This window comes from Streptomyces venezuelae ATCC 10712 (assembly GCF_008639165.1).
Classification (GTDB): Bacteria; Actinomycetota; Actinomycetes; order Streptomycetales; family Streptomycetaceae; genus Streptomyces; species Streptomyces venezuelae.
Map to the genome: position 1 here is coordinate 3309324 of NZ_CP029197.1, position 23511 is coordinate 3332834.

22 protein-coding genes are annotated in these 23511 nt (G+C 71.7%); 7 read left to right on the plus strand and 15 right to left on the minus strand.

Features of this window, described 5'->3' with window-relative positions:
* Positions 1-94: 94 nt before the first annotated feature.
* The 6 genes from sepX to galU all read right to left on the minus strand — a co-directional run bounded on the left by sepX (position 95) and on the right by galU (position 5288).
* Complete coding sequence (sepX, locus tag DEJ43_RS15045) at positions 95-1129, minus strand: divisome protein SepX/GlpR (protein ID WP_015034224.1); 1035 nt, start codon at positions 1127-1129, stop codon at positions 95-97.
* A gap of 137 nt (positions 1130-1266) precedes the next feature.
* Complete coding sequence (locus tag DEJ43_RS15050; RefSeq protein WP_015034225.1) at positions 1267-1878, minus strand: GNAT family N-acetyltransferase; 612 nt, start codon at positions 1876-1878, stop codon at positions 1267-1269.
* Positions 1875-2438, minus strand: a complete 564-nt coding sequence (locus tag DEJ43_RS15055) for a MogA/MoaB family molybdenum cofactor biosynthesis protein (RefSeq protein ID WP_015034226.1) — start codon at positions 2436-2438, stop codon at positions 1875-1877. The genes DEJ43_RS15050 and DEJ43_RS15055 overlap by 4 nt, the downstream gene beginning before the upstream one ends.
* On the minus strand, positions 2435-2920 hold the full coding sequence (gene moaC, locus DEJ43_RS15060; protein WP_015034227.1) for a cyclic pyranopterin monophosphate synthase MoaC: 486 nt from the start codon (positions 2918-2920) through the stop codon (positions 2435-2437). The genes DEJ43_RS15055 and moaC overlap by 4 nt, the downstream gene beginning before the upstream one ends.
* A gap of 57 nt (positions 2921-2977) precedes the next feature.
* Positions 2978-4372, minus strand: coding sequence for a molybdotransferase-like divisome protein Glp (glp, locus tag DEJ43_RS15065; protein WP_015034228.1), 1395 nt, complete (start codon positions 4370-4372; stop codon positions 2978-2980).
* Positions 4373-4376: 4 nt separating this feature from the next.
* Complete coding sequence (gene galU / locus DEJ43_RS15070) at positions 4377-5288, minus strand: UTP--glucose-1-phosphate uridylyltransferase GalU (RefSeq protein ID WP_015034229.1); 912 nt, start codon at positions 5286-5288, stop codon at positions 4377-4379.
* Between the two features lie 104 nt (positions 5289-5392).
* Here galU and DEJ43_RS15075 point away from each other — a divergent pair, with 104 nt between their 5' ends.
* Positions 5393-5986 carry a 5-formyltetrahydrofolate cyclo-ligase gene (locus DEJ43_RS15075; protein WP_015034230.1) on the plus strand — a complete coding sequence of 198 codons (594 nt, stop codon included), beginning with the start codon at positions 5393-5395 and terminating at the stop codon, positions 5984-5986.
* 21 nt (positions 5987-6007) lie between these two features.
* Here DEJ43_RS15075 and DEJ43_RS15080 read toward each other — a convergent pair whose 3' ends face one another.
* The gene (locus DEJ43_RS15080; RefSeq protein ID WP_015034231.1) at positions 6008-8746 is read right to left on the minus strand and encodes a penicillin acylase family protein; all 2739 of its coding nucleotides are present in this window, start codon (positions 8744-8746) and stop codon (positions 6008-6010) included.
* A gap of 246 nt (positions 8747-8992) precedes the next feature.
* Between DEJ43_RS15080 and DEJ43_RS15085 the strand changes: the two genes are divergently transcribed.
* The 6 genes from DEJ43_RS15085 (at position 8993) to mscL (ending at position 14844) form a co-directional block, all read left to right on the plus strand.
* On the plus strand, positions 8993-10561 hold the full coding sequence (locus DEJ43_RS15085) for a potassium/proton antiporter (RefSeq protein WP_071891339.1): 1569 nt from the start codon (positions 8993-8995) through the stop codon (positions 10559-10561).
* Positions 10562-10830: 269 nt separating this feature from the next.
* The gene (locus tag DEJ43_RS15090) at positions 10831-12102 is read left to right on the plus strand and encodes an MFS transporter (RefSeq protein ID WP_015034233.1); all 1272 of its coding nucleotides are present in this window, start codon (positions 10831-10833) and stop codon (positions 12100-12102) included.
* A 68-nt stretch (positions 12103-12170) separates the two neighbouring features.
* Positions 12171-12503, plus strand: coding sequence for an FmdB family zinc ribbon protein (locus DEJ43_RS15095; protein WP_071891342.1), 333 nt, complete (start codon positions 12171-12173; stop codon positions 12501-12503).
* A gap of 85 nt (positions 12504-12588) precedes the next feature.
* Positions 12589-13434 (plus strand): S-methyl-5'-thioadenosine phosphorylase, encoded by an 846-nt coding sequence (locus DEJ43_RS15100; protein ID WP_041662501.1) that lies wholly within the window; start codon positions 12589-12591, stop codon positions 13432-13434.
* Between the two features lie 231 nt (positions 13435-13665).
* Positions 13666-14163 carry a hypothetical protein gene (locus tag DEJ43_RS15105; RefSeq protein WP_041662502.1) on the plus strand — a complete coding sequence of 166 codons (498 nt, stop codon included), beginning with the start codon at positions 13666-13668 and terminating at the stop codon, positions 14161-14163.
* 114 nt (positions 14164-14277) lie between these two features.
* Complete coding sequence (gene mscL, locus DEJ43_RS15110; protein WP_041662503.1) at positions 14278-14844, plus strand: large conductance mechanosensitive channel protein MscL; 567 nt, start codon at positions 14278-14280, stop codon at positions 14842-14844.
* Between the two features lie 19 nt (positions 14845-14863).
* On the opposite strand, the gene DEJ43_RS15115 is transcribed toward mscL, so the two are convergent.
* The 8 genes from DEJ43_RS15115 to pflB all read right to left on the minus strand — a co-directional run bounded on the left by DEJ43_RS15115 (position 14864) and on the right by pflB (position 23510).
* Positions 14864-15082, minus strand: a complete 219-nt coding sequence (locus DEJ43_RS15115) for a hypothetical protein (protein WP_015034238.1) — start codon at positions 15080-15082, stop codon at positions 14864-14866.
* A gap of 31 nt (positions 15083-15113) precedes the next feature.
* Entirely contained in the window at positions 15114-15536 is a 423-nt protein-coding gene (locus tag DEJ43_RS15120) for a hypothetical protein (protein ID WP_015034239.1), read from the minus strand.
* Positions 15533-16192: a Rieske (2Fe-2S) protein gene (locus DEJ43_RS15125; protein ID WP_015034240.1), complete on the minus strand. Its 660-nt coding sequence runs from the start codon at positions 16190-16192 to the stop codon at positions 15533-15535. The genes DEJ43_RS15120 and DEJ43_RS15125 overlap by 4 nt, the downstream gene beginning before the upstream one ends.
* Positions 16189-16788 carry a 4Fe-4S dicluster domain-containing protein gene (locus DEJ43_RS15130; RefSeq protein ID WP_015034241.1) on the minus strand — a complete coding sequence of 200 codons (600 nt, stop codon included), beginning with the start codon at positions 16786-16788 and terminating at the stop codon, positions 16189-16191. The genes DEJ43_RS15125 and DEJ43_RS15130 overlap by 4 nt, the downstream gene beginning before the upstream one ends.
* Before the next feature lie 7 nt (positions 16789-16795).
* The gene (locus DEJ43_RS15135) at positions 16796-19108 is read right to left on the minus strand and encodes a molybdopterin oxidoreductase family protein (RefSeq protein WP_015034242.1); all 2313 of its coding nucleotides are present in this window, start codon (positions 19106-19108) and stop codon (positions 16796-16798) included.
* The gene (locus DEJ43_RS15140; protein WP_086024642.1) at positions 19105-20124 is read right to left on the minus strand and encodes an MFS transporter; all 1020 of its coding nucleotides are present in this window, start codon (positions 20122-20124) and stop codon (positions 19105-19107) included. The genes DEJ43_RS15135 and DEJ43_RS15140 overlap by 4 nt, the downstream gene beginning before the upstream one ends.
* 198 nt (positions 20125-20322) lie before the next feature.
* The gene (pflA, locus tag DEJ43_RS15145; protein ID WP_015034244.1) at positions 20323-21135 is read right to left on the minus strand and encodes a pyruvate formate-lyase-activating protein; all 813 of its coding nucleotides are present in this window, start codon (positions 21133-21135) and stop codon (positions 20323-20325) included.
* A gap of 95 nt (positions 21136-21230) precedes the next feature.
* Positions 21231-23510 (minus strand): formate C-acetyltransferase, encoded by a 2280-nt coding sequence (pflB, locus tag DEJ43_RS15150; protein WP_015034245.1) that lies wholly within the window; start codon positions 23508-23510, stop codon positions 21231-21233.
* Position 23511: the final 1 nt, after the last annotated feature.

Sequence of the window (23511 nt, forward strand, 5' to 3'; positions counted from 1 at the left end):
TGCGACGTGTGAAACATTAGCATCCCGACCGGCTCAGGCAAAAATCCGTTCCCTCGCAGGTCAGCCGGGGGCCGTCGCGGCGCCCCCGGCGGGGTCATTCGTTGGCCGCCCGGGGGCGGTCGTCGTCCGCGTACTGGTCGAAGAGCGGGGTGCGGCCGTGGTCGCGGTTCCGGCGCGGCTGGCCGGTGCGCTGGCGCGGAGCCGGGGCCGGGGCGGGGGCCGGGTCGGCCGCCGTGGAGGAGCGGGCCGCGCTCCAGGTCTCCGGGTCCGTGATGTCGATGCCGCTGGTGGCGCGCGGGGCGACCGGGGCGGTGACGTAGGTGGGGAGCGGCACCGGGACCGGGTCCCAGCTGTCACCGCGGGCGGGGCCCCGCTCGCGCTGCTGGTCGACCCACTCGGCGTGGTCGGTCTGCTCGACCAGGGCGCGCCGGTCCGCCTCCTGCGGGGAGGGGGGCGTCTCGGGTGACGGCTCCGGAGTGGGGGCCGGGCGGCGGCTCTCGCGCAGCCGGGCGGCGGCGGCCTCGGCGCGCCGCCGGTCCATGACGTACACGAAGCGGCGTCGCTCCTGGACCCGCAGGTGCACGATGTACGCGCTGAGGAGCAGTGCGGGGACGGCCGGTGCCCACAGGAAGGGGACTCCGCCGACGGCCGCGACGACCGCGCCGAGGGTGAAGGCCGCGAAGAGGAGCGTCGTGACGCGCCGGCGCCGGGCGAGGACCTTGCCGCGGCGGGCCCGCTCCGCGGCGGCTCCGGCCGAGGGGCGGGGCTGTGCGGGCTTCGGCGCCGGTTCCCGTTCGGGTTCGGGCGCGGTCGCGGGGAGTTCCAGGCGGGCTTCCGTCCTGGCCGCGGGCGCGGAAAAGGCCCGGACGTCGACCGAGCTCAGGTGCTCGGTCACCGCGTCCGGGTCCACGTCGGGCGTCGGACCCTCCGCCGTACGGTCCCGCTCCTTGAGCTCCTTGGCGTATCGGCGCTCCATGCCCGCTCGTCCGGAAAGGAGCCGGATGGCGGTGCTGAAGCGTTCCGTCGGACGGGCTTCGTTCAGCTCGTCCTGCCTGCGGAGCCACATCGGTACCAAGTAGGCGGCCCATGCCCCGACGATGACTGCGTAGATGAGGCCGCTGCTGCTCACGCCTCACACGGTAGAGGGGTTCGCGGGACGGCATCGGCCAATTGGCCCGGTGTGTCGCACGATCTGGCTGATATCACTGAACTTTTTTGTGATTGTTCAGATCGATTGCCGGTCAACTACCGACTAAATTCGAACACTTATTTTATTCTTGCCTGGTGCCAGCGGCGCAGCAGCCCCTCCGGCACCTCCTCCACCGTCAGCGCGAAGACCAGGTGGTCCCGCCACGCGCCGTCGATGTGCAGGTAGCGGGGCCGCAGCCCCTCCTCGCGGAAGCCCAGCTTCTCGACGACCCGGCGCGACGGCCCGTTCTCCGGACGGATGCACACCTCCATCCGGTGCAGGCCCACCGCGCGGAAGCAGTGGTCGACGGCGAGCGCGACCGCCGTCGGCATCACCCCGCGCCCGGCCACCTCGCTGTCCACCCAGTAGCCCACATGGCCCGAGCACATCGAGCCCCAGGTGATCCCCGCGACCGTCAACTGGCCGACGAGCCGCCCCCGGTACTCGATCACGAACGGCAGCATCCGCCCCGCGTTCGCCTCCGACCGCAGATGGCGGACCATCTGACGGTAGGTCGGCCGCTGCGCCACCGGTGCGCCCGGCGGCGCCGGCGGCACCGTCGCCTCCCAGGGCCGCAGCCACTCCCGGTTGCGCCGGTTCACCTCCCGCCAGGCCGCGTGGTCCCGCATCCTTATCGGACGGAGCAGGACGTCCCCGTCGACGAGGACCGCCGGCCAGGACGGGATCACGACGGTCTCGGGTGGTCGCCGCCGCGGATCTGGTCGACGGCGTGCCGCAGGATCGGCTCCAGGACGGTCAGCCCGTCCCGCACCCCGCCGCTCGATCCCGGCAGGTTCACGATCAGCGTGCCGCCCGCGACCCCCGCGAGGCCCCGCGAGAGCGCCGCCGTCGGCACCTTCTCCCGGCCGAACGCCCGGATCGCCTCCGGGATGCCCGGGATCTCCCGCTCCAGGACCCGGCGGGTCACCTCGGGGGTCTCGTCGGTGGGCGAGATGCCCGTACCGCCGGTGGTCACGATCGCGTCGTACCCCGCGGCGATCCCGGCCCGCAGCGCCGCCTCGACCGGCGCCCCGTCCGGGACGACCTGCGGGCCGTCCACGGCGAAGCCCATCCGGGTCAGCGCCTCGGCGATCAGCGGGCCGCCCTTGTCCTCGTAGACGCCTGCCGACGCCCGGTTGGAGGCGGTGACGACGAGCGCCGTGTACGGGCCGGGCTCCCCGGTCGGCGGCGCCCCGGCCCCCGGCTCCGCGTGCTCGTGGGCGCCCGGCTCCCGGCCGCCGCGCGTCACGACCCGCTCCGCGTCCAGTGGCCCGACTTCCCGCCCGTCTTCTCCTCCACCCGTACGTCGGAGATGACCGCGCCCTTGTCGACCGCCTTCACCATGTCGACGACCGTCAGGGCCGCCACCGAGACCGCCGTCAGGGCCTCCATCTCGACGCCCGTGCGGTCGGTGGTCTTCACCGTCGCCAGGATCTCGACCGCGTCGTCCGTGACCGCCAGGTCCAGGGTCACGCCCGACACCGCGAGCGGGTGGCAGAGCGGGATGAGGTCCGGGGTCCTCTTGGCGCCCATGATCCCGGCGATCCGGGCGGTGGCCAGCGCGTCGCCCTTCGGGACGCCCTCGCCGCGCAGCAGCTCGATCACGCGCGGCGAGACGAGCACCCGCCCGCTGGCGCGTGCCGTGCGGGACGTGACGTCCTTCGCCGATACGTCGACCATGCGGGCCGCGCCCGCCTCGTCGATGTGGGTGAGACCTTGCTGCGTGCTCATGGCCGTGACACTCCCGGTCGCTGTGTGGGACGACACCGTACCCCCACCCTCGCCCCCTCAGCCGAGGAGGACCACTTCCAGCTCGGCGCCCGGCTCCACGCTGTCCGTCTCCTCCGGGACCACGAGCAGGCAGTCCGCCTGCGCGAGGGCCGCGATCAGATGCGAGCCCGCACCGCCCACCGGGGTGACGGTGCCCGCCGCCGGGTCGTACGTCCCCCGGAGGAACTGGCGGCGTCCGGCGGGCGAGGACAGCGGCCGGTCGGCGACGAGCTCGGCCCGCACCCGGGGCCGGTGCAGGTCCTCGACGCCCATCAGGGCCCGGATCGCCGGCCGCACGAACAGCTCGAAGGAGACGTACGAGGAGACCGGGTTGCCCGGCAGGGCGAGCAGCGGGATCTGCTCGGCGCCGACCGCGCCGAAGCCCTGCGGCTTGCCCGGCTGCATGGCGAGCTTGCGGAAGTCGACCTGCCCGTCGGCGGTCAGCGCCTCCTTCACCACGTCGTACGCGCCGACGCTCACCCCGCCCGTGGTCACGATCAGATCGGCCCGGATGAGCTGGTCCTCGATGGTGGCGCGCAGCGACTCGGCGTCGTCGGCGACGGCCCCGACCCGGTAGGCGAGGGCGCCCGCGTCCCGGGCGGCGGCGGCCAGCGCGAAGCTGTTGGAGTCGTGGATCTGGCCCTCGCCCAGCGGCTCGCCGGGCTGGACGAGCTCGCTGCCGGTGGACATGACGACCACCCGGGGGCGGGGCCGCACCCGGACGGTGCCGCGGCCGATCGCGGCGAGCAGCCCGATCTGCGGCGGTCCGAGGACCGTGCCGGCCGCGAGGGCCAGCTCCCCGGCCCGTACGTCGCTGCCCGCCCTGCGGACATGGGCGCCGGTCTCGGCGGCGCGGTGCACCCGGACCTCGCCCGCGGCGCCCTCGGGGGCGGTGCTCGCGGCGGTCATGCCGGTGGCCGCGCCCCCGCCCGTACCGCCGTCGGTCCATTCGACGGGGACGACGGCCTCGGCGCCGGGAGGCAGCGGGGCGCCGGTCATGATCCGGGCGGCCTGGCCGGGGCCGACCTCGGGCAGGCCGCCGGCGCCCGCCGCGACGTCACCGACGACGGTGAGGACGGCGGGGAACTCCTCGGTGGCACCGGCGACATCGGCGACCCGGACCGCGTACCCGTCCATGGAGCTGTTGTCGAAGGGGGGCAGCGCGACCGGCACCGTCACGTCTTCGACGAGGACGCAGCCCTGCGCGTCGAGGAGTTGCAGCTCGATGGGTTCGAGCGGGCCGACCGTCGCGAGGATGTCGGCCAGGTGCTCGTCCACCGACCACAGACCGCGCGCGGGTCCCGCGCAGGGGTCCGCGGCGCCCTGCCCGTCGCCGTGGCTGTCGCCGTGCTCGTCGCCGTGGTCGTGCTCGTGGCCGTCGTGGGACGGCGACGGTGCCGCGCTGCTGCTCAAGGTGCTACATCTCCTCGCTGACGTATCTCCGGAGCCAGGCCCGGAAGTCCGGTCCCAGATCTTCACGTTCGCACGCGAGTCTGACAATGGCACGCAGATAGTCCCCGCGGTCACCGGTGTCATAGCGGCGGCCCTTGAACACGACCCCGTGCACCGGCCCGCCGATCTTCTCGTCGGAGGCGAGCTTCTGCAGGGCGTCGGTCAGCTGGATCTCCCCGCCGCGGCCCGGCTCGGTCTCCCGGAGCATGCCGAAGACGGCCGGGTCCAGCACGTAGCGGCCGATGATCGCGTAGTTGCTGGGCGCCTCGCCCGCGTCCGGCTTCTCGACCAGGTCCGTCACCTTCACGACGTCCGAGTCGACGGTCGCCTCGACCGCCGCGCAGCCGTACAGGTGGATCTGGGAGGGCTCGACCTCCATGAGGGCGATCACACTGCCGCCCTCCCGCTCCTGGACCTCCACCATCCGCGAGAGCAGCGGGTCGCGCGGGTCGATCAGGTCGTCGCCGAGGAGGACCGCGAAGGGCTGGTCGCCGACGTGCGGGGCGGCGCAGAGCACGGCGTGGCCGAGGCCGCGCGGGGCGCCCTGGCGCACGTAGTGCATGGTGGCGAGGTCACTGGACTCCTGGACCTTGGAGAGGCGTTCGTCGTCGCCCTTCCGGCTCAGCGCCTCCTCCAGCTCGTAGTTCCGGTCGAAGTGGTCCTCCAGAGGACGCTTGTTCCGGCCGGTGATCATCAGCACGTCGGAGAGACCGGCCGCGACGGCCTCCTCGACGACGTACTGGATGGCCGGCTTGTCGACGACCGGCAGCATCTCCTTCGGCGTCGCCTTCGTCGCCGGGAGGAAGCGGGTGCCGAGACCGGCGGCCGGGATGACAGCCTTGCTGATCCGGCCGAGCCTGGGGAACGACTGATTCATGCGGTGCACCTTAGCCTTTCGAAATGAGAGGGAGATGTGCCTTTGATTAACTTCCTCCGCATAAAGACAGTTACGAGACTTCCTTGGACGTATATGAGGCCGTCATGACACCTGAGATGTCCGAAAAGACCGTGCTGCGCAGCCGACTTCTGGCCGCCCGCGCCGCACTGAGCACCAAGTTCCTCGGGCAGGCGGCTGAATCGCTCGCCCGCCATGGACTGGAACTGGCCGAACTCGCCGAGGCGTCCACCGTCGCCGCCTATGTGTCCGTCGGCCGCGAGCCGGGCACGCGCGCGCTGCTCGACGCGCTCCACGCGCGCGGGGTCCGCGTCCTGCTCCCCGTCCTGCTCCCCGACAACGACCTGGACTGGGCGGCGTACGAGGGCCCCGAGCGGCTCGCGAAGGCCGGCCGGGGACTGCTCGAACCGACCGGCCCCCGGCTCGGCCCCGAGGCCGTGTGCGCCGCCGACGCCGTCCTGCTGCCCGGACTCGCGGTCGACGCCCGCGGGATGCGGCTCGGCCGCGGCGGCGGCTCGTACGACCGGGTGCTCGCCCGGCTCACGCGCGCGGGGACCGATCCGGCGCTCGTGGTGCTCCTGTACGCGGACGAGGTGGTCGCCCGGGTCCCGGAGGAACCGCACGACCACCCCGTGCACGCGGTGGTGACCCCGGCCGGAGTCACCCGGTTCGGGTCCTGATCAGGACCCTGGGCGCCCTGGTCAGGGCTTCAGCTTCAGCGTGTCCTTGGTGGACGCGTCCACCGCCGCCCTGCCGTAGGCCCAGTCGTACAGGTCGCCCCGCGCCCACGCGTCCGTCTGGTCGGTGTAGTGGGAGTTGAAGGCGTGGCCGGAGGCCCCGGTCAGGTTGATCCACCGGGACTTGTCCCAGTCGCCGACGTTGACGACCATCCGCATCGACGGCACCCAGATGACCTCGTAGCCGCCGGCCGCGTTCCAGCCGGTGGCGTCGACGGCCGCCTCGCCGCCGCCCAGGTTCCACGGGCCGCGGTTGAGGAGCTGCTGCACGACGCCGGGTCCCGCGGTGCCCAGGGTCTGGTTCTTCAGGGTCAGCTGGTGCAGCCGGCCCCAGCTCCAGGTGGAGACGTCCTTGCCGAGCTTGGCGGTCAGCTCCCAGCGCGCGTCCTTCATGGCGCGGGCGAGCAGCTGGTCACGGGTCTCGGTGGCCTGGTCGGTGCGGTTGCCCGGGGTGACCCACCACTCGCTCTTCTCCTGCTTGAGGAGCGGGCGGACCACCTCGTACCAGCGGTCGCCGCCGTCCGGCTGCGCCGAGTCGGGGTCGCGCTGGCCGCATTCCCGTACGAGCTTGTTCTGCTCGTCGACCGGGCCGGTGGCGTCGGCCGGGCGCACGTTGATGCAGTCGCCCTCGGCGCGCAGCTCCTTGGGCAGCTTGTTGCCGAAGGAGAGCTTGAGGACGTTGCGCCAGACCGCGTTGAAGTAGGCGGCGGCGGCCGAGTCGGGCTCCTGCGTGTAGTCCCAGCCTTCGAGGAGCTTCTGCGCCTCGCGGACGTACGGGTCCGAGATGTCGATCTTCAGCAGGAGCGGGTTCAGGAGGGTCGCGATCTCGCTGCGGTTGTCCGTCTGCATGGTCCGCATGTCGTCCGGCGAGATCTTGCCGCCGTCCTTGATCTTCGACTCGATGAGGTCGTTGATCCGCTGGCTGCGCGAGCCGTAGCCCCAGTCCTTGGTGAGCAGGTCGGGGTAGCCCTTGGCGTCGATCACGGCCTGGTTGGCGGTGACGACGTAGCCGCGCTCCGGGTCGTACTCGTACGGCAGCTGCTCGAAGGGGATGTAGCCCTTCCACCGGTACGAGGAGTCCCAGCCGGGCGCGGGCAGGGTGCCGTCGCCCTTGGTGCGCTGCGGGATCTTGCCCGGGGACTGGTAGCCGATGTGGCCCTCGGTGTCGGCGTAGACCAGGTTCTGCGAGGGGACCTCGAAGTTCTTGGCGGCGGCGCGGAACTGCTTGAAGTCCTTGGCGCGGTCGAGGGCGAAGATCGCGTCCATCGACTTGCCCGGCTGGAGCGCGGTCCACTGGAGGGAGACGCCGTAGCCGGTGCCCCGGTCGGGGGCGGCGTTGCCGACGGGTGCCTGCTGGCCGACCTTCTCCAGCTCGGAGGAGCGGTCGGAGACGAGCGGGCCCCGGTCGGTGGAGCGGATGGTGATCGTCCGGTCTTCGCCGCCGGCGACCTTGATGATCTCGTCGCGGACGATGAAGGGCTTGGTCCTGCCGTCGACGAGGTAGCCGTCGGGGCCGATCTTCTCCAGGTAGAGGTCGGTGACGTCGGCGCCGAGGTTGGTGAGGCCCCAGGCGATCTTGTCGTTGTGGCCGATGATCACGCCGGGCATGCCGGAGAAGGTGTAGCCGGCGACGTCGTAGCGGCAGGTCGCCGAGACCGAGCGGCAGTGCAGGCCCATCTGGTACCAGAGGGACGGCAGCTGGGGCGCGAGGTGCGGGTCGTTGGCCAGCAGCGGCTTGCCGGAGGTCGTGTACCGGCCGGAGACGACCCAGGAGTTCGAGCCGATGCCGTTGCCGTTCGGGCCGAGCAGGGCGGGGATGCCGTCGAGCACCTCGGAGAGCGCGCCCAGCTGGGAGTTCATCCCCTGCGACGAGCCGCCGGGGCCGTTGCCCGGGGTGTCGCCGGTGGTCGCGCCGTCGCCCTCGGTGGCCTTCGCCTTGGGGTCGAACTTCCCGGTGGACTCGTCGACCGCGCCCTGCCCGACGATCGGCTGGTGGAGGGCGTACGGGTACTCCGGGTACAGCTGCTTGATCTGGGCCGCGCTCAGCCGGCTCGTCATCAGCGAGCGGTCGATCTCGTCCTGCATGTTGCCGCGCAGGTCCCAGGCCATGGCCTTGAGCCAGGCCACCGAGTCGACCGGCGTCCACGGCTCGATCGTGTAGTCGTTGCTGAAGGCCAGGGCCGCGTACTCCACGGAGACGTCGGCCGGGTCCCGGTCCTTCAGGTAGGCGTTGACGCCCTCCGCGTACGCCTGGAGGTACTTCTTCGTCTCGGCGGACAGGACCTTGTCGTACTCCTGCTGCGCGACCCGGCGCCAGCCGAGGGTGCGCAGGAAGGCGTCCGTCTCGACCTGGCCGTCGCCGAACATCTCGGAGAGCCGGCCCGCGGTGACGTGCCGCCGGACGTCCATCTCGTAGAAGCGGTCCTGCGCCTGGACGTAGCCCTGGGCGCGGAAGAGGTCCGTCTCGTTGTCCGCGTAGATCTGCGGGACGCCGTTCGCGTCCCGCTTGACCTCGACCTCGCCGGAGAGCCTGTCGAGCCGGATCTCGCCCGTGGTCTGCGGGAACGAGGCCCGGACGGTGCTCACACCCCAGTACCCGCCGTATCCGACGCCCGCGACCAGGGCGAGGACCAGGACGAGGAGGATCAGGCGGGCGCGCCGCCCTTTCTTCTTGGCGGGAGGCGCGGTCGTGTTGGAGGGCATCGCTGTCCTTCGAGGGGCAGGGTGGTCCTGGAGTACGGGTGCAACCTTAGGCGCAGCGCCTGGGCGGCCTGGACGCGGTGTCAGGAACAGAACCGTACTGATGAGCGAGGAGCCGCAAAGAGGGCGTCAAGAAAACGTTAAAGATTAGGTAAGGTAACGAAGTGTCGGCCGCTGGAGGAACGATCCAGCCGGCCATGACGGCCGCTGGAAGACGATCCAGCCGCGTGTGAGGGGAAGGAACGGCCACTGACTGTCCACCAGCTCAACGAACTCCTGCTCATCAGCTCCCTCGTGCTGCTGATCGCGGTCGCGGCCGTCCGGATCTCCTCCCGGAGCGGGCTCCCCAGCCTGCTGCTCTACCTCGGCATCGGCATCGCCATCGGCCAGGACGGCATCGGCAACGTCGCCTTCGACAACGCGGAACTCACCCAGGTCATCGGCTACGCCGCCCTCGTCGTGATCCTCGCCGAGGGTGGTCTCGGCACGAAGTGGAAGGAGATCAAGCCGGCCCTGCCCGCCGCGGTCGTCCTCTCCACCGCAGGCGTCGCGGTCAGCGTCGGCATCACGGCCGCCGCCGCCCACTACCTCGTCGGCCTCGACTGGCGGCAGGCCCTGATCATCGGCGCCGTCGTCTCCTCCACCGACGCCGCGGCCGTCTTCTCCGTCCTGCGCAAGGTCCCCCTCCCGTCCCGGGTCACCGGTGTCCTGGAGGCCGAGTCCGGCTTCAACGACGCCCCCGTCGTGATCCTCGTCGTCGCCTTCTCCACCGCGGGACCGGTCGACGACTGGTACGTCCTCGTCGGCACGATCGCCCTGGAGCTCGCCATCGGCGTCGCCGTCGGCCTCGCCGTCGGCTTCCTCGGCGCCTACGGGCTGCGGCACGTCGCCCTGCCCGCCTCCGGCCTCTACCCGATCGCCGTCATGGCCATCGCCGTCGTCGCGTACGCCGCCGGCGCCATGGCCCACGGCTCCGGCTTCCTCGCCGTCTACCTGGCCTCGATGGTCCTCGGCAACGCCAAGCTGCCGCACGCGCCGGCCAACCGCGGCTTCGCCGAGGGACTCGGCTGGATCGCCCAGATCGGCATGTTCGTCCTGCTCGGCCTGCTCGTCACCCCGCACGAGCTGATCCACGACTTCTGGCCCGCCGTCGTCATCGGCCTGGTCCTGACCGTGGTCGCCCGGCCCATGGAAGTCCTCGTCAGCCTGCTGCCCTTCCGCATCCCCTGGCAGGAGCAGGCCCTGATGTCCTGGGCCGGCCTGCGCGGAGCCGTCCCCATCATCCTGGCCACCATCCCGATGGTGTCCGACATCGAGGGCAGCGAGCGGATCTTCAACATCGTCTTCGTGCTCGTCGTCGTCTACACCCTCGTCCAGGGCCCGACCCTGCCCTGGCTGGCGAAGGCCCTGAAGCTCGGCGCCTCCGGCGAGGCCGCCGACCTGGGCGTCGAGTCCGCGCCCCTGGAGCGGCTCCGCGGCCACCTCCTCTCCGTCGCCATCCCCGAGCACTCCCGGATGCACGGCGTCGAGGTCGCCGAGCTGCGGCTCCCGCCCGGCGCGGCCGTCACCCTCGTCGTACGCGAGGACACCAGCTTCGTACCCGGTCCCGCGACCGTCCTGCGGCGCGGCGACGAACTCCTCGTCGTCGCCACCGACCCGGTGCGGGACGCCACCGAGCGGCGGCTGCGCGCGGTCGGCCAGGGCGGCAAGCTCGCCGGCTGGCTGGGCACCGGCGGCGCGACGGCCGCCTCGCCCCCCACGGGCACGGCCCTGCGCTTCCACCGCTCAGGTGAGCACCACCGGCGCTCCTCCGGGTGACGTGAACATCCCGTTAATCCGAGGCATTAATTCAGGGGCAGGAGCGTTTTCCCAGGCAGGAAGACGCTCCTCCCTGTACCATGAAGGCACACCTGATCGAACCAACTCTGCCTGACGCAGAGCTGGCGCGACCGTATGGCGGCCGTGGCGCCCCTCCGCAGTGGGGCCGGCCCGGTATCTACCGCAGTGACGCGCATGAGGACAGCTCTCGGCGAACACCCGCACCACCGTGCCGGGACGCGCTACCAGGCGGCAGAAAGGCCAGGACCGTGGCGTCCACGGTCATCTCGGACAAGCGGCCCGGCTACGGCCGGCTGCTGCGCACACCCGGTGCGCTGTCCTTCCTGCTCCCCGGCTTCGCCGCCCGGCAGCCCTTCGCGATGCTGACCATCGGCATCGTCCTGCTCGTCCAGCACACCACCGGCTCCTTCGGCAGCGCCGGCGCGGTCGCCGCCGTCACCGGCGTCTCGATGGCGCTGTTCGCACCGCAGAGCGGCAAGCTCGCCGACCGGTTCGGCCAGCGCGCCGTGCTCATCCCCGGCGTCCTCGTCCACACGGCGTCCGTCTCCCTGCTCGTGGCGCTCGCCCTCGGCGGCGCCCCGCTCTGGGCGCTCTTCCTCGCCGCCGTCCCCGCCGGCGCCTCCGTGCCCCAGGTCGGACCGATGGTCCGGGCCCGCTGGGCCGCCAAGCTGGACGGCACCCCGCTGATGCCGACCGCCGCGGCCTTCGAGTCGGTGACCGACGAGTTCACCTTCGTCGTCGGCCCCGTCCTCGCCACCGCCCTGTGCACCGGCGTCCACCCGGCCGCCGGCCTGATCGCCGAGGCCGCCCTCACCCTCGTCGGCGGACTGTTCTTCGCCGCCCAGCGCGCCACCCAGCCCGCCTTCGGCCTCTCCGCGGCCACCACCGCCGAGCCCCACCGCTCCGCGCTCTCCATCCCCGGCGTCCGCGTCCTCGTCGTCGCCTTCCTCGGCATCGGCTCCGTCTTCGGCGGCATGCAGGTCTCCCTCACCGCCTTCACCGAGGAGATCGGCAACCCCGGCGCCAACGGCCTGCTGTACGGCGTCTTCGCCGCCGGCAACATGCTCGCCGGCATCGCCATGGGCGCCGTCGCCTGGAAGGTCGGCCCCCGCCGCCGCCTGATCCTCGGCTACGCCGGCCTCACCGCCGCCGCCTCGCTGCTGTGGACCACCCACTCGGTGCTGCTGCTCGGCGCCCTCGGCCTGGTCGTGGGCCTGTGCATCGCGCCCGCCCTGATCACTGGCTACACCATCGTCGAGACGCTGATCCCGGCGTCCGCCCGTACCGAGGCTTTCACCTGGCTCACCGGCGCCGTCGCGCTCGGCCAGGCCGCGGCCGTCACGGTCGCCGGCCGACTGGCCGACGCCCACGGCGCGAGCACCGGATTCCTGGTGCCGATGGTGGGCACGGCGCTCGCCCTGGCGACGCTCCTCGCCCTGCGCTCGCGCCTCAAGCCGCGCGAGACGAGCCGGGTCGCGGCGCGTGGTATCGGTCACCGCGTGCCGGTGGCGGTGGACTGAACCCGCGGAATACGTCAGTATGGATTGTCGTTAGCACTCGATGAGTGTGAGTGCCAGGAGGAAGACAAGTGCCGACCTACCAGTACCAGTGCACCGAGTGCGGCGAAGGCCTCGAGGCGGTGCAGAAGTTCACCGATGACGCGCTGACCGAGTGCCCCCAGTGCAAGGGCCGCCTGAAGAAGGTGTTCTCGGCCGTCGGCATCGTCTTCAAGGGATCCGGCTTCTACCGGAACGACAGCCGCGGCTCGTCGTCCAGCAGCTCGCCGGCATCGAAGTCGTCGACCACGTCGACCTCTTCCGCCACGACGTCCACGACGTCGGACGCGAAGCCGGCCGCCGCGACGACCTCCGCTTCCGCCTCCTCGACGTCCTCGTCGAGCACCGGAAGCTCGGCCGCCTGACCCGCGCGTACGTTCCTCACCGAGGGCCCCGTCGTTCACGACGGGGCCCTCGGTGTTTCCCGGCGCCGCGCATAGGGTGATCCGCATGGCGACCCATGACACGTACGCGGACATCGGTGTGATCGGCGGCTCCGGCTTCTACTCCTTCCTCGACGACGTCACGGAGGTGACCGTCGAGACCCCCTACGGCAGTCCCAGCGACTCCCTCTTCGTCGGCGAGATCGCCGGCCGGCGGGTCGCGTTCCTCCCCCGGCACGGCCGCGGCCACAGCCTCCCGCCGCACCGCATCAACTACCGCGCCAACCTCTGGGCCCTGCGCTCCCTCGGCGTACGGCAGATCCTCGGGCCCTGCGCCGTCGGCGGCCTCGACGAGGAGTACGGGCCGGGCACGCTCGTCGTGCCGGACCAGCTCGTCGACCGTACGAAGTCCCGCGCCCAGACCTACTTCGACGGGGAGCGGCGGGCCGACGGGGTGGTGCCCCGCGTGGTCCACGTGACCTTCGCCGACCCGTACTGCCCGGACGGGCGGCGGGTCGCGGTCAAGGCCGCCCGGGGGCGCGGCTGGGAACCGGTCGACGGCGGCACGATGGTCGTCATCGAGGGGCCCCGCTTCTCCACCCGGGCCGAGTCCCGGTGGCACCGGGCGGCCGGCTGGTCGGTCGTCGGCATGACCGGGCACCCCGAGGCCGTCCTCGCCCGTGAACTGGGGCTCTGCTACACCTCGCTCGCCCTCGTCACCGACCTGGACGCGGGCGCCGAGACCGGCGAGGGCGTCTCGCACACCGAGGTGCTGCGGGTGTTCGGCGAGAACGTGGAGCGGCTGCGGGAGGTGCTCTTCGACGCGGTGGGCGCGCTGCCGGCGACGGTGGACCGGGACTGCCTGTGCACGCACGCCCACGACGGCTGGAACCTGGGGATCGAACTGCCCTGAACCCCCCGGGAGGGTGAGGGAGTTGTCCACAGGCGGCGGATGATCCCCAGGCCGGAGCGGGGAGAGGGCGCGGACGGGAGGGTGGGGGCGTAACCACTCCGACCAGCAGGACGGCGGCGACCCGCGATGACCACTCCTTCTCCTCTCCCGACTTCTCCTCACTTTCCTCACCTCTCGCCCGTTCCCCTTCCTCCGTCCACCACCGTTTCCTCCGTCCCGGCGGGGTGCGTGGTGCCGGACTTCGATCCGCTCCGGGTACGGGGCCCGCGGCTCCGGCTGCGCAGGGCGCTGCGGCGGGGGCGGTGGGCGCCCGCGGTGCTCCTGGCCCTCGTCGCGGCGGCCCTCGCCGTCGCGGGCGGCGGGCCTTCGCCGGGAACTCCGGGGGCGGTGGGGGCTTCGGGTGCCCCGCACTCCGCCGCGGGCGGCCGTGCGCGGCCGTCGGTCGCCGTCCGGCTGGTGTCCGCGCCGGTACGGATCGCCGACGCCGCCACCGTGCGGCTGCTGCGCCCCGGCGACCGGGTGGACGTCATCGCCGCGCCCAACTCCGGCCCGGGCGCGGCGGGTGAGGCCCGGGTCGTCGCGACGGGCGCCCGAGTGGCCGAAGTTCCGCGGCCGGGTGAGACTCATGTCGACGGAGGGGCACTCGTCGTCCTGTCCGTGCCGCGGTCGACGGCCACGGCGCTGGCCGGCGCCGGTGTCACGTCCCAACTGGCGGTGACGGTGTGCTGATTCGCACTGACTTCCTGTCAAGTCACCGGCCCGTGTGTACGGATTGGACTGCTCTGCGCCGTTCGCGGCCTAATGGCTGCGCACACAGCACGACAATCGAAGAAAGGCACCTTGGTGGCCGAGAAGAAGGAAAGTTTGCTCGGAGGCTTCAAGGCCTTCCTGATGCGCGGCAACGTGATCGACCTGGCCGTGGCCGTCGTGATCGGTGCCGCGTTCACCAACATCGTGAACTCGGTGGTCAAGGGCATCATCAACCCCGTCGTCGGGGCCTTCGGCACGAAGAACCTGGAGAGCTACGCGTCCTGCCTCAAGGACCCCTGCCGGGTGGTCGACGGGGAGATGCAGGGCATCCAGATCCAGTGGGGCCTGGTCCTCAGCGCGGTCCTGAGCTTCCTGATCACCGCGGCCGTCGTCTACTTCCTGATGGTCCTGCCGATGGCGAAGATCCTCGCGAAGCGCGCCGCGCACGACAAGGCGAAGGAGGGCGTCGCCGAGACGATGGAGATCAGCGAGCTGGAGGTGCTCAAGGAGATCCGCGACCACCTCGTCGCCCAGCGCGGACCGGTCTCGGGCCCGGGATCGGGTACCGGAGCGGGTACGGGACCGGGCGCAGGCGGCGGGTCGGGCTCCGGGTCGGGCTTCGGATCAGGCTCCGGGTCGGGGACGCACCCCACCTCCTGACCGGCACGCCGTGCCGGCGTCAGAGGTGGTGCGGCGGCTTCTCGTCGAGGAAGCGCGCGAGGTCGGCGGCGCTGCCGCCGGCCGGAGGCCGCTCGCCCCAACCACGGTCCGTGTCGTCCGCGGACTGCCGGTCCAACGGATCGTCGAAGACGAGTGCCGGCTTCGGACTGTTCTCGGGGCTGGGATGTACGCCGGGCCGCTTCGCGTCTCGCGGTCCGTGGGCGGGGGCGGTGCTCATACCTCAAGGGTACGCCCGGCCGCCCCCGGCCTCAGCGGTCCTTCGGGTCGATCGCCCAGAGGCCGAGCACCACGAGGAACGACAGGACGAGGAAGCCCGCGCCCCACCACGCGGTGCCGGTGTCACCGGCCATCCACTCGTCCACCACGATCGTCAGCCCCCAGAGCTGGCCGATGACCACGGTGAGCGCCAGCGCGAGCCGGGCCGACAGCTTCGAGGAGCGCTCCGGCTCCTGCTCCGTACCGGCTCCCGGCCCCGGCCCGGTGCGGGTGATCCGCGGGTCGCCGTACCCGCTGGTGGGCCGGATCTGCGGATACCGCTCGTGCACCGGCCGGTTCAGCCGGGGCTGCGCGCTCCCCGGGGTGTACGCGGGAGGCCTCGGGGGTTCCGGGGGCGCCGGGGGCCAGGTCGGTTCCGGGGCCTCGGGGTCACGGGGGAAGGCGTCCTCGCTCATGTCCGCTCACTCCTCTCCGGCGCCGCGCCCCGGGCGGAGGCCCCGGGGCAGCCCAGCCGGTCGGCGAGATCGGGCCGGTCGTCGCCGAGCTGGCGGCAGAGCCCCTCGCGGGCGCTCTCGCCCGACCGGGCGGTGCCGATCGCCCAGACGCTGCCGTCGGACTCCTCCACGAGCAGCACCTTCGGCAGTCCCCGGGGCGGCGGACCCGCGGTGACCTCTCCCGTACGGGCATCGAAGACGCCCTCGTGGCAGGGGCAGTACAGCTCGCCCTCGCTGCCCCGCTCCTTGCGCCAGAGCACGGCGCAGGCGAGGTGGGTGCAGACGGCCGAGTAGCCGGCGAGGGTGCCGTCCTCGAGCCGGACGGCGACCGCGCGGTCCTCCGAGCCGGGGTAGCGGAAGGCGAGGGACTCGCCGGGCAGGATCTGGTCGGCGATCCTCTTCGCCTCGGGCCGCCCATCGCTGTCGCCGTGCCGGTGCAGAATGCCGGAGGCGACGGCGACGCCGCCGACGGCGAGGCCGCCGGAGACGGTGGCGACGATCCGCAGGTAGTCGCGGCGGGTGGTGAGCGAGTCGGCGGCGATCCGGTCGTGGAGCGCTTCCTGGGCCGCGTCGGAGCGGGAGTCCGGTGCCGGCGGCTGGGGATCGGTGACGCTCAACGGACATCCTTTCCATTGATCTCGACGACGGGAAGGCCGCCGGGCACCGGCCACTGGACCTTGTCGGCGGGGACCACCATCGCCACCCCGGTGGAGACGGTGGTGCTGCCGAACGTGAAGGAGTCGGCGACCTGGACGCCGGGGCGTTCGGTCTGGAGCTCTTCGAGGGTTCCGTAGAAGAGGGCGCCGGTGGGGCAGACGGTGGCGCACATCGGCGCGAGGCCGTAGGCGGTGCGGTCGTAGCAGAGGTTGCACTTCATCTGCAGCTTCGCCTGGAGGTCGATCTTGGGGACGCCGAAGGGGCAGGCGTTGACGCAGTTGGCGCAGCCGATGCAGCGGGTGGTGTCGGCCTGCTGCACGACGCCGTCGGCGGTGACGAGGATCGCGTCGGCGGGGCAGACCTCGGCGCACGGGGCGACGGGGTCCTCGCAGTGCATGCAGACGGTGGGGAGGGAGGCGACGGAGCGGCCCTCGTCGGGGTAGTCGAGGTGGATCATCGACTTGCCGCGGTGGGAGTCGCATTCGCGGCAGGCGGAGACGCAGGCCTGGCAGCCGATGCAGCGGCCCGGGTCGATGAAGATCGTGCGGCCCATCATGTGCGGGTCAGCTCCTCTCCGCGGTGCCGCGGCCCTGGGGTGAGGTGGGGGGCAGCGGGTCGGTGCGGGAGACCTGGGTCTCCGGGTAGGCCTGGTGGCCGGGGGCGGTGGGGGGTGCCGGGACCTCGTCGATCCGCGGGGCGGCCTCGATGCGGGCGGCGCAGACCTTGTACTCGGGGATCTTGGAGCGGGGGTCGAGGGCGTCGATGGTGAGGGCGTTGGCCGCGGTGGGGACGGGCCAGTGGTAGGGGACGAAGACGGTGTCGGGGCGGATGGCCTCGGTGACCAGGGCGGGGAAGACCTCGCTGCCGCGCCGGGTGACGACCCGGACGGGGTCGCCGTTGCGGAAGCCGTGGGAGGGGTGGACCTCGACCCAGGGGCGGGGGGTCTGTTCGACGAGGGCGCCGAGCCGGCGGGTCTGGTTGCCGGAGAGGAAGTGGGCGACGGTGCGGCCGGTGGTCAGCGAGAGGGGGTACTCCTCGCTGTACGGGTCCATCGGCGGGTGCCATTCGACGACCTGGAGGTGGATCTTGCCGTCGGGGTGGTAGCTGCGGCCGTCCTCGAAGAGGCGGGGGGTGCCGGGGTGCTCGGTGGTGGGGCAGGGCCAGGCGATGCCGCCGGTCTCCTCCAGGCGCTCGTAGGTGATGCCGTAGTAGTCGTTGACGGTGCCGGCGGAGGCGACGCGGAGTTCCTCGAAGACGGAGCGGGAGTCCGGGAAGGCGAACTTGTCGCCCGCGCCGAGCCGCCGGGCGAGTTCGCAGATGACCCAGGTGTCGGTGCGGACTCCGGCGGGGGGTTCCTGGGCCTTGTTGTGCTTGACGACGCGGGCCTCGGCGTTGGCCATCACGCCGTCGTCCTCGGCCCAGACGGTGACGGGGAAGACGACGTGCGCGTTGGCCGCGGTCTCGGAGAGGAAGAAGTCGAACTGGGCGTGGAACTCGAGGGTGTCGTAGCCGTCCTTGACGGTGGCGTAGTTCGGCAGTGAGACGAAGGGGTTGTTGCAGATGCCGACGAGTCCCCGGATCTCCTTGCGCTGCATCTGCCAGACCATCTCCATCATGGAGGTTCCGGCGGGCGGGAGTTCGGTCTCGTCGATGCCCCAGATCTCGCAGATCTGGCGGCGGTGCTCGGGGTTGGTGATGGAGCGGCCGCCGGGGAGGAGGTCGGACTTCTGGCCGTGCTCGCGGCCGCCCTGGCCGTTGCCCTGGCCGGTGATGGTGCCATAGCCGGCGCCGGGCTTGCCGATGTTCCCGGTGGCGACGCACAGGTTGATGATGCTGAGGCAGTTCTCGACGCCCTGGGAGTGGTGCTCGACGCCGCGGGCGTGCCAGGCCATGGACTTGCCCGCGCCCGCGAACATGCGGGCGACCTGGACGATCTGCTGCTCGGGGACGCCGCAGATCTCGGCGGAGCGGGCGGGCGGGTAGGCGGCGACGGTGGCCTTGACCTCCTCCCAGCCGGTGGTGTGGGCGGCGAGGTAGGCCTCGTCGGTGAGGCCTTCGGCGACGACGACGTGCAGCACGGCGTTGAAGAACGCGGAGTCGGTGCCGGGCTTGAGGGCGACGTGGACGTCGGCGGTGCGGGCGATGGCGGTCTCGCGCGGGTCGACGACGATGAGGGTGGCGCCCCGGTCGCGGGCTCCCCAGAGGTACTGGGTCATGACGGGGAAGCACTCGCCGACGTTGGAGCCCGCGATGAGCAGGCAGTCGGTGAGCAGGATGTCGGAGAAGGGGTTGCCGGCGCGGTCGATGCCGAAGGCGAGTTTGTTGGCCCCGGCGGCGGACACCATGCAGAGCCGGCCGTTGTAGTCGACGTGCCGGGACTTGAGGGCGACCCGGGCGAACTTGCCGACGAGGTAGGTCTTCTCGGAGAAGAGGCTGGCGCCGCCGAGGAGGCCGAAGGCGTCGTTGCCGTACTCGCCCTGGATGCGGCGGATCTCGGCGACGGTGTGGTCGAGGGCCTCGTCCCAGCTGACCTCGCGGAACTCCTCGTCCCGGTTGCGGCGCATGAGCGGGGCGGTGAGCCGGTCGGGGTGGTTGACCTGCTGGTAGGCGTTGATGCCCTTGGGGCAGAGCCGCATCCGGTTGATGTCGTGGTTGCGGGGCTCGACGCCGAAGACCTTGCCGCCGCGGTCGACGCGGAGGTACATGCCGCACTGGACGCCGCAGAAGCAGCAGTGGGTGGGGACGAGGGTCTCGCCGTTCTGGTCGGCGTGCCAGCGGTCGGCGGGGATGCCGCCGGCGTCGCGGAAGTTACGGGTGCCGGGCGGGGCGAGGGAGGGGTCGAGCGGCAGCGCCCGGGCGGGGTCGGTCGCGGTCACTTGAAGCCCTTCTTCACGTGGTCGAGGTAGGCGTTGCCGCGCAGGACGCGCTTGCAGCGGGGGCAGTACTCGGCCCAGGCGTCGAAGCCGAGGTCGAGGTCGCGCATGGTGCCCCGGAGGTTCTCCACGTACGGGGCGGTGTCGATGGGCTCGTGGCAGCGGCGGCAGGTGAGCACCTCCTCGTCCTTGCGGCGGGAGGTGTACTTGAAGAGCTGCATGCCGACGGCGGCGGGCCGCTGCACGATGTGGAAGAACTTCCCGAAGGGGATGTAGATGAGGGTGAAGACGACCGACACCATGTGGAGGATCGCGAGGAACTCGTAGCCACCGCCGTGCAGGAAGATCGACGAGAAGGTGAGCAGGAGCCCGGTCACCGAGATGACGACGAGGGCGAGCAGCGGCACCAGGTCGTAGGCGAAGCGCTGGCCGGTGACGGCGCCCCGGTCCTTCATGCGGCGCCAGAGGAAGTAGGCGGCGCCGGCGATGACGAGGACGGCGGCGATGTCGAGGCCGTGGAACATCAGCCAGCCGACGAAGCTGAGCGCGTCGAAGCCGATGATCTTGAAGCCCCAGATCCGCATCTCGTAGCCGGGCCCCGAGCCGGTGGAGGAGGTGAAGGTGAACCAGCCCCAGGTCAGCGGGAAGGTGATCGCGGCGGCCAGCAGACAGCCCCAGAAGATCAGCTGGTGGGCGGCCCAGCGGGCGTGGGAGCGGGCGCCGAGGAACTTCTGGAAGCCGAGGTAGGTGGCGATCATCTTCGGCAGGGCGGTGGGTGCCCTGCGGAAGTTCGCGGCGGAGAAGAACGAGCGCCAGCCCTGCTTGAAGAGGCGGCGGGCGCCGGGCGCGGAGACCCAGACGGTGTAGCGGTAGGCGACGCCGAAGGCGAGGAAGACCGTCGCGACGGCGTACGGCAGCAGGGCCGAGTCGAAGTCGCGGAGCAGACGGCTGCCGAAGACGATCGCGAGGATCAGCAGGGCGGAGACGACGGTGCCGGCGAGGGTCGCGCGGCGGCGCACGGCGGCCGGGGTCTGCGGCGGGGGGCCGTCGGCCGGCGCTGTTCCCGGGGCGGGGCCCCCCGGGGTCGGGGCGCCGTGGCGGGGGTCGCCCGGCGGGGGTGTCGGCTCGGCTGTCTGCGGTGGCTCGGTCACGCGGCCACGGTAAGGCCATACGTGGCTGTTTGCCCTGTTTTACGGGGTTACGGGGTGAGGCGTCGCTCAGACGGCGTTCAGGCCGTGGGCGCGGAAGACCTCGCGGGCCGCGGCGACCTGTTCGGGCGTCGGGGACGGTGTGCCGTGCAGGGTGAACGGCATGGCGAGTGCCTGCCACTTCGCTTCGCCGAGCGTGTGGAAGGGCAGGATGTCCACGCGGGAGACGTTGCCGAGACCCCCGGCGAAGGCGGCGACTCCCTCGACGTTGGCCGGGTCGTCGGTGAGGCCCGGGACGAGGACGAAGCGGACGTGGACCTCCTGGCCGAGGTCGGCGAGACGCCTTGCGAAGTCCAGGGTCGGCGCGAGCGGCCGCCCGGTCACCTTGGTGTACGTGGCGGGGTCCCAGGACTTGATGTCGAGCAGCACCAGGTCGGCGTCGCGCAGCAGCGCGTCCGTGGCGCGGACGCCCAGGAAGCCCGAGGTGTCGAGGGCCGTGTGCAGGCCGAGCTCGTGCTTCATCCGGTGCAGGAGCTCGCCGGTGAAGACGGGCTGGAGGAGGGGTTCGCCGCCCGAGACGGTGGCGCCGCCGCCGGAGACGGAGATGAAGCGGACGTACTTGCCCGCCTCGGCGATCACGGCGTCGGCGGAGGTGCGCTTGCCGTTGCGCATCTTCCACGTGTCGGGGTTGTGGCAGTAGAGGCAGGTGAGGGGGCAGCCGGAGAGGAAGGTGACGAAGCGGGTGCCGGGGCCGTCGACGCCGGTGGACAGGTCCCAGGAGTGGACCGAGCCCTCGGACGGCCGCTGGGTCGCGGCGGCGGCCGGGGTGAGCGGGGTGGCCGGAGTGAGCGGGGCGGCGGGGCCGAGGGCGAGGCTTGTCATGGCAGGGCCTCCTTCGGAGGGGCCTTCGGAGGAAGTGAGGGGGCGCGCCCGGGGCCGGGGGTGAGGGCCATCGGCCCCGGACGCGAGGAGGGGGGTTACAGCGAGCCGTGGAAGGTGCGGTTCAGCACGTCGAGCTGCTGTTCGCGGGTGAGCCGGACGAAGTTGACCGCGTATCCGGAGACCCGGATGGTCAGCTGCGGGTAGTTCTCCGGGTGCTCCATGGCGTCCATGAGGGTGTCGCGGTTGAGGACGTTGACGTTCATGTGGAAGCCGTCGCTGGCCATGTAGCCGTCGAGGACGCCCGCGAGGTTCCTGATCCGCTCCTCGGGGGTGCGGCCCAGGCCGTCGGGGGTGACCGTGTTGGTCAGCGAGATGCCGTCCTCGGCGTCCTCGTACGGCAGCTTGGCGACCGAGAGGGCCGAGGCCACGTAGCCGTGGGTGTCGCGGCCGTTCATGGGGTTGGCGCCCGGGGCGAAGGGCTCGCCGGCGCGGCGCCCGTCGGGGGTGTTGCCGGTCTTCTTGCCGTAGACGACGTTGGAGGTGATGGTGAGGACGGACTGGGTGTGTTCGGCGTTCCGGTAGGTGGGGTGCTTGCGCACCTTCCTCATGAACTCCTCGACCAGCCACACGGCGATCTCGTCGGCCCGGTCGTCGTTGTTGCCGTAGGCCGGGTAGTCGCCCTCGACGGTGTAGTCGGTGGCCAGGCCGGCCTCGTCACGGTGCACGGTGACCTTGGCGTACTTGATCGCGGAGAGCGAGTCGACGGCGACCGAGAGACCGGCGATGCCGAAGGCCATGGTGCGGCGCACGTCGCGGTCGTGCAGGGCCATCTCGATGCGCTCGTAGGCGTACTTGTCGTGCATGTAGTGGATGACGTTCAGCGAGTGGACGTAGACGTTCGCCAGCCACTCCATCTGCTCGTCGAACTTGGCCATGACCTCGTCGTGGTCGAGGACGTCGGCGGTGATGGCGCCGGTGTCCGGGCCGACCTGCACACCGGACTTCTCGTCGCGGCCGCCGTTGATCGCGTACAGCAGGGTCTTGGCGAGGTTCACCCGGGCGCCGAAGAACTGCATCTGCTTGCCGACGGGCATCGCGGAGACGCAGCAGGCGATGGCGGTGTCGTCGCCGAAGCGGGGGCGCATCAGCTCGTCCGACTCGTACTGGACGGAGGAGGTGTCGATGGAGACCTTCGCGCAGAACTCCTTGAAGCCCTGCGGGAGACGCGGCGACCAGAAGACGGTCATGTTCGGCTCGGGGGCCGGGCCGAGGTTGTAGAGGGTCTGGAGGTAGCGGAAGGAGGTCCGGGTGACCAGCGGGCGGCCGTCCTCGCCCATTCCGGCGATCGACTCGGTGACCCAGGTCGGGTCGCCGGAGAAGCCCTGGTCGTACTCCGGGGTGCGCAGGAAGCGGACGATGCGGAGCTTGACGATGAAGTCGTCGACGAGCTCCTGGGCCTGCTCCTCGGTGAGCAGACCGGCCGCGATGTCGCGCTCCAGGTAGACGTCGAGGAAGGTGGAGGTGCGGCCGAGGGACATCGCGGCGCCGTTCTGCTCCTTCACGGCGGCGAGGTAGGCGAAGTAGAGCCACTGGATGGCGTCGCGGCCGGTGACGGCGGGGCCGGAGATGTCATGGCCGTAGGAGGCGGCCATCGTCTTGAGTTCGCCCAGGGCGCGGATCTGCTCGGCGAGCTCCTCGCGCAGCCGGATCGTCTCCTCCAGGGAACGGTCGCCCGCGGGGAGGGAGTTGAGCTCCTCCTTCTCCTCCTGCTTCACCTGGATCAGGCGGTCGACGCCGTAGAGGGCGACCCGGCGGTAGTCGCCGATGATGCGGCCGCGGCCGTAGGCGTCGGGGAGTCCGGTGACGACACCGGCCTTGCGGGCGGCGCGGATCTCGGGGGTGTAGGCGTCGAAGACCCCGGCGTTGTGGGTCTTGCGGTACTCGGTGAAGACCTTCTCCAGCTCCGGCGAGACCGGGTAGCCGTACGTCTCCAGGGCGCCGGCGACCATCCGCCAGCCGCCGAACGGCATGATCGCGCGCTTGAGCGGGGCGTCGGTCTGGAGGCCGACGATCAGGTCCTTGTCGCGGTCGATGTAGCCGGGGGCGTGGGCGGTGATGGTGGAGGGCACGTCGTACGAGACGTCGTACACGCCCTTGGCGCGCTCCTCGGGGAACTTCTCCGTGATGGCCTGCCACACGGCGGTGGTCCGCTCGGTGGGTCCGGCGAGGAAGGAGTCGTCACCCTCGTACGGCGTGTAGTTCTGCTGGATGAAGTCGCGGACGTCGATGGCGTCGCGCCACAGTCCGCCCTTGAAGCCCTTCCAGGCCCGCTCGTTCACCGTTGCTTCAGCAGGGGTCGCAGTCACTGCCCGCACC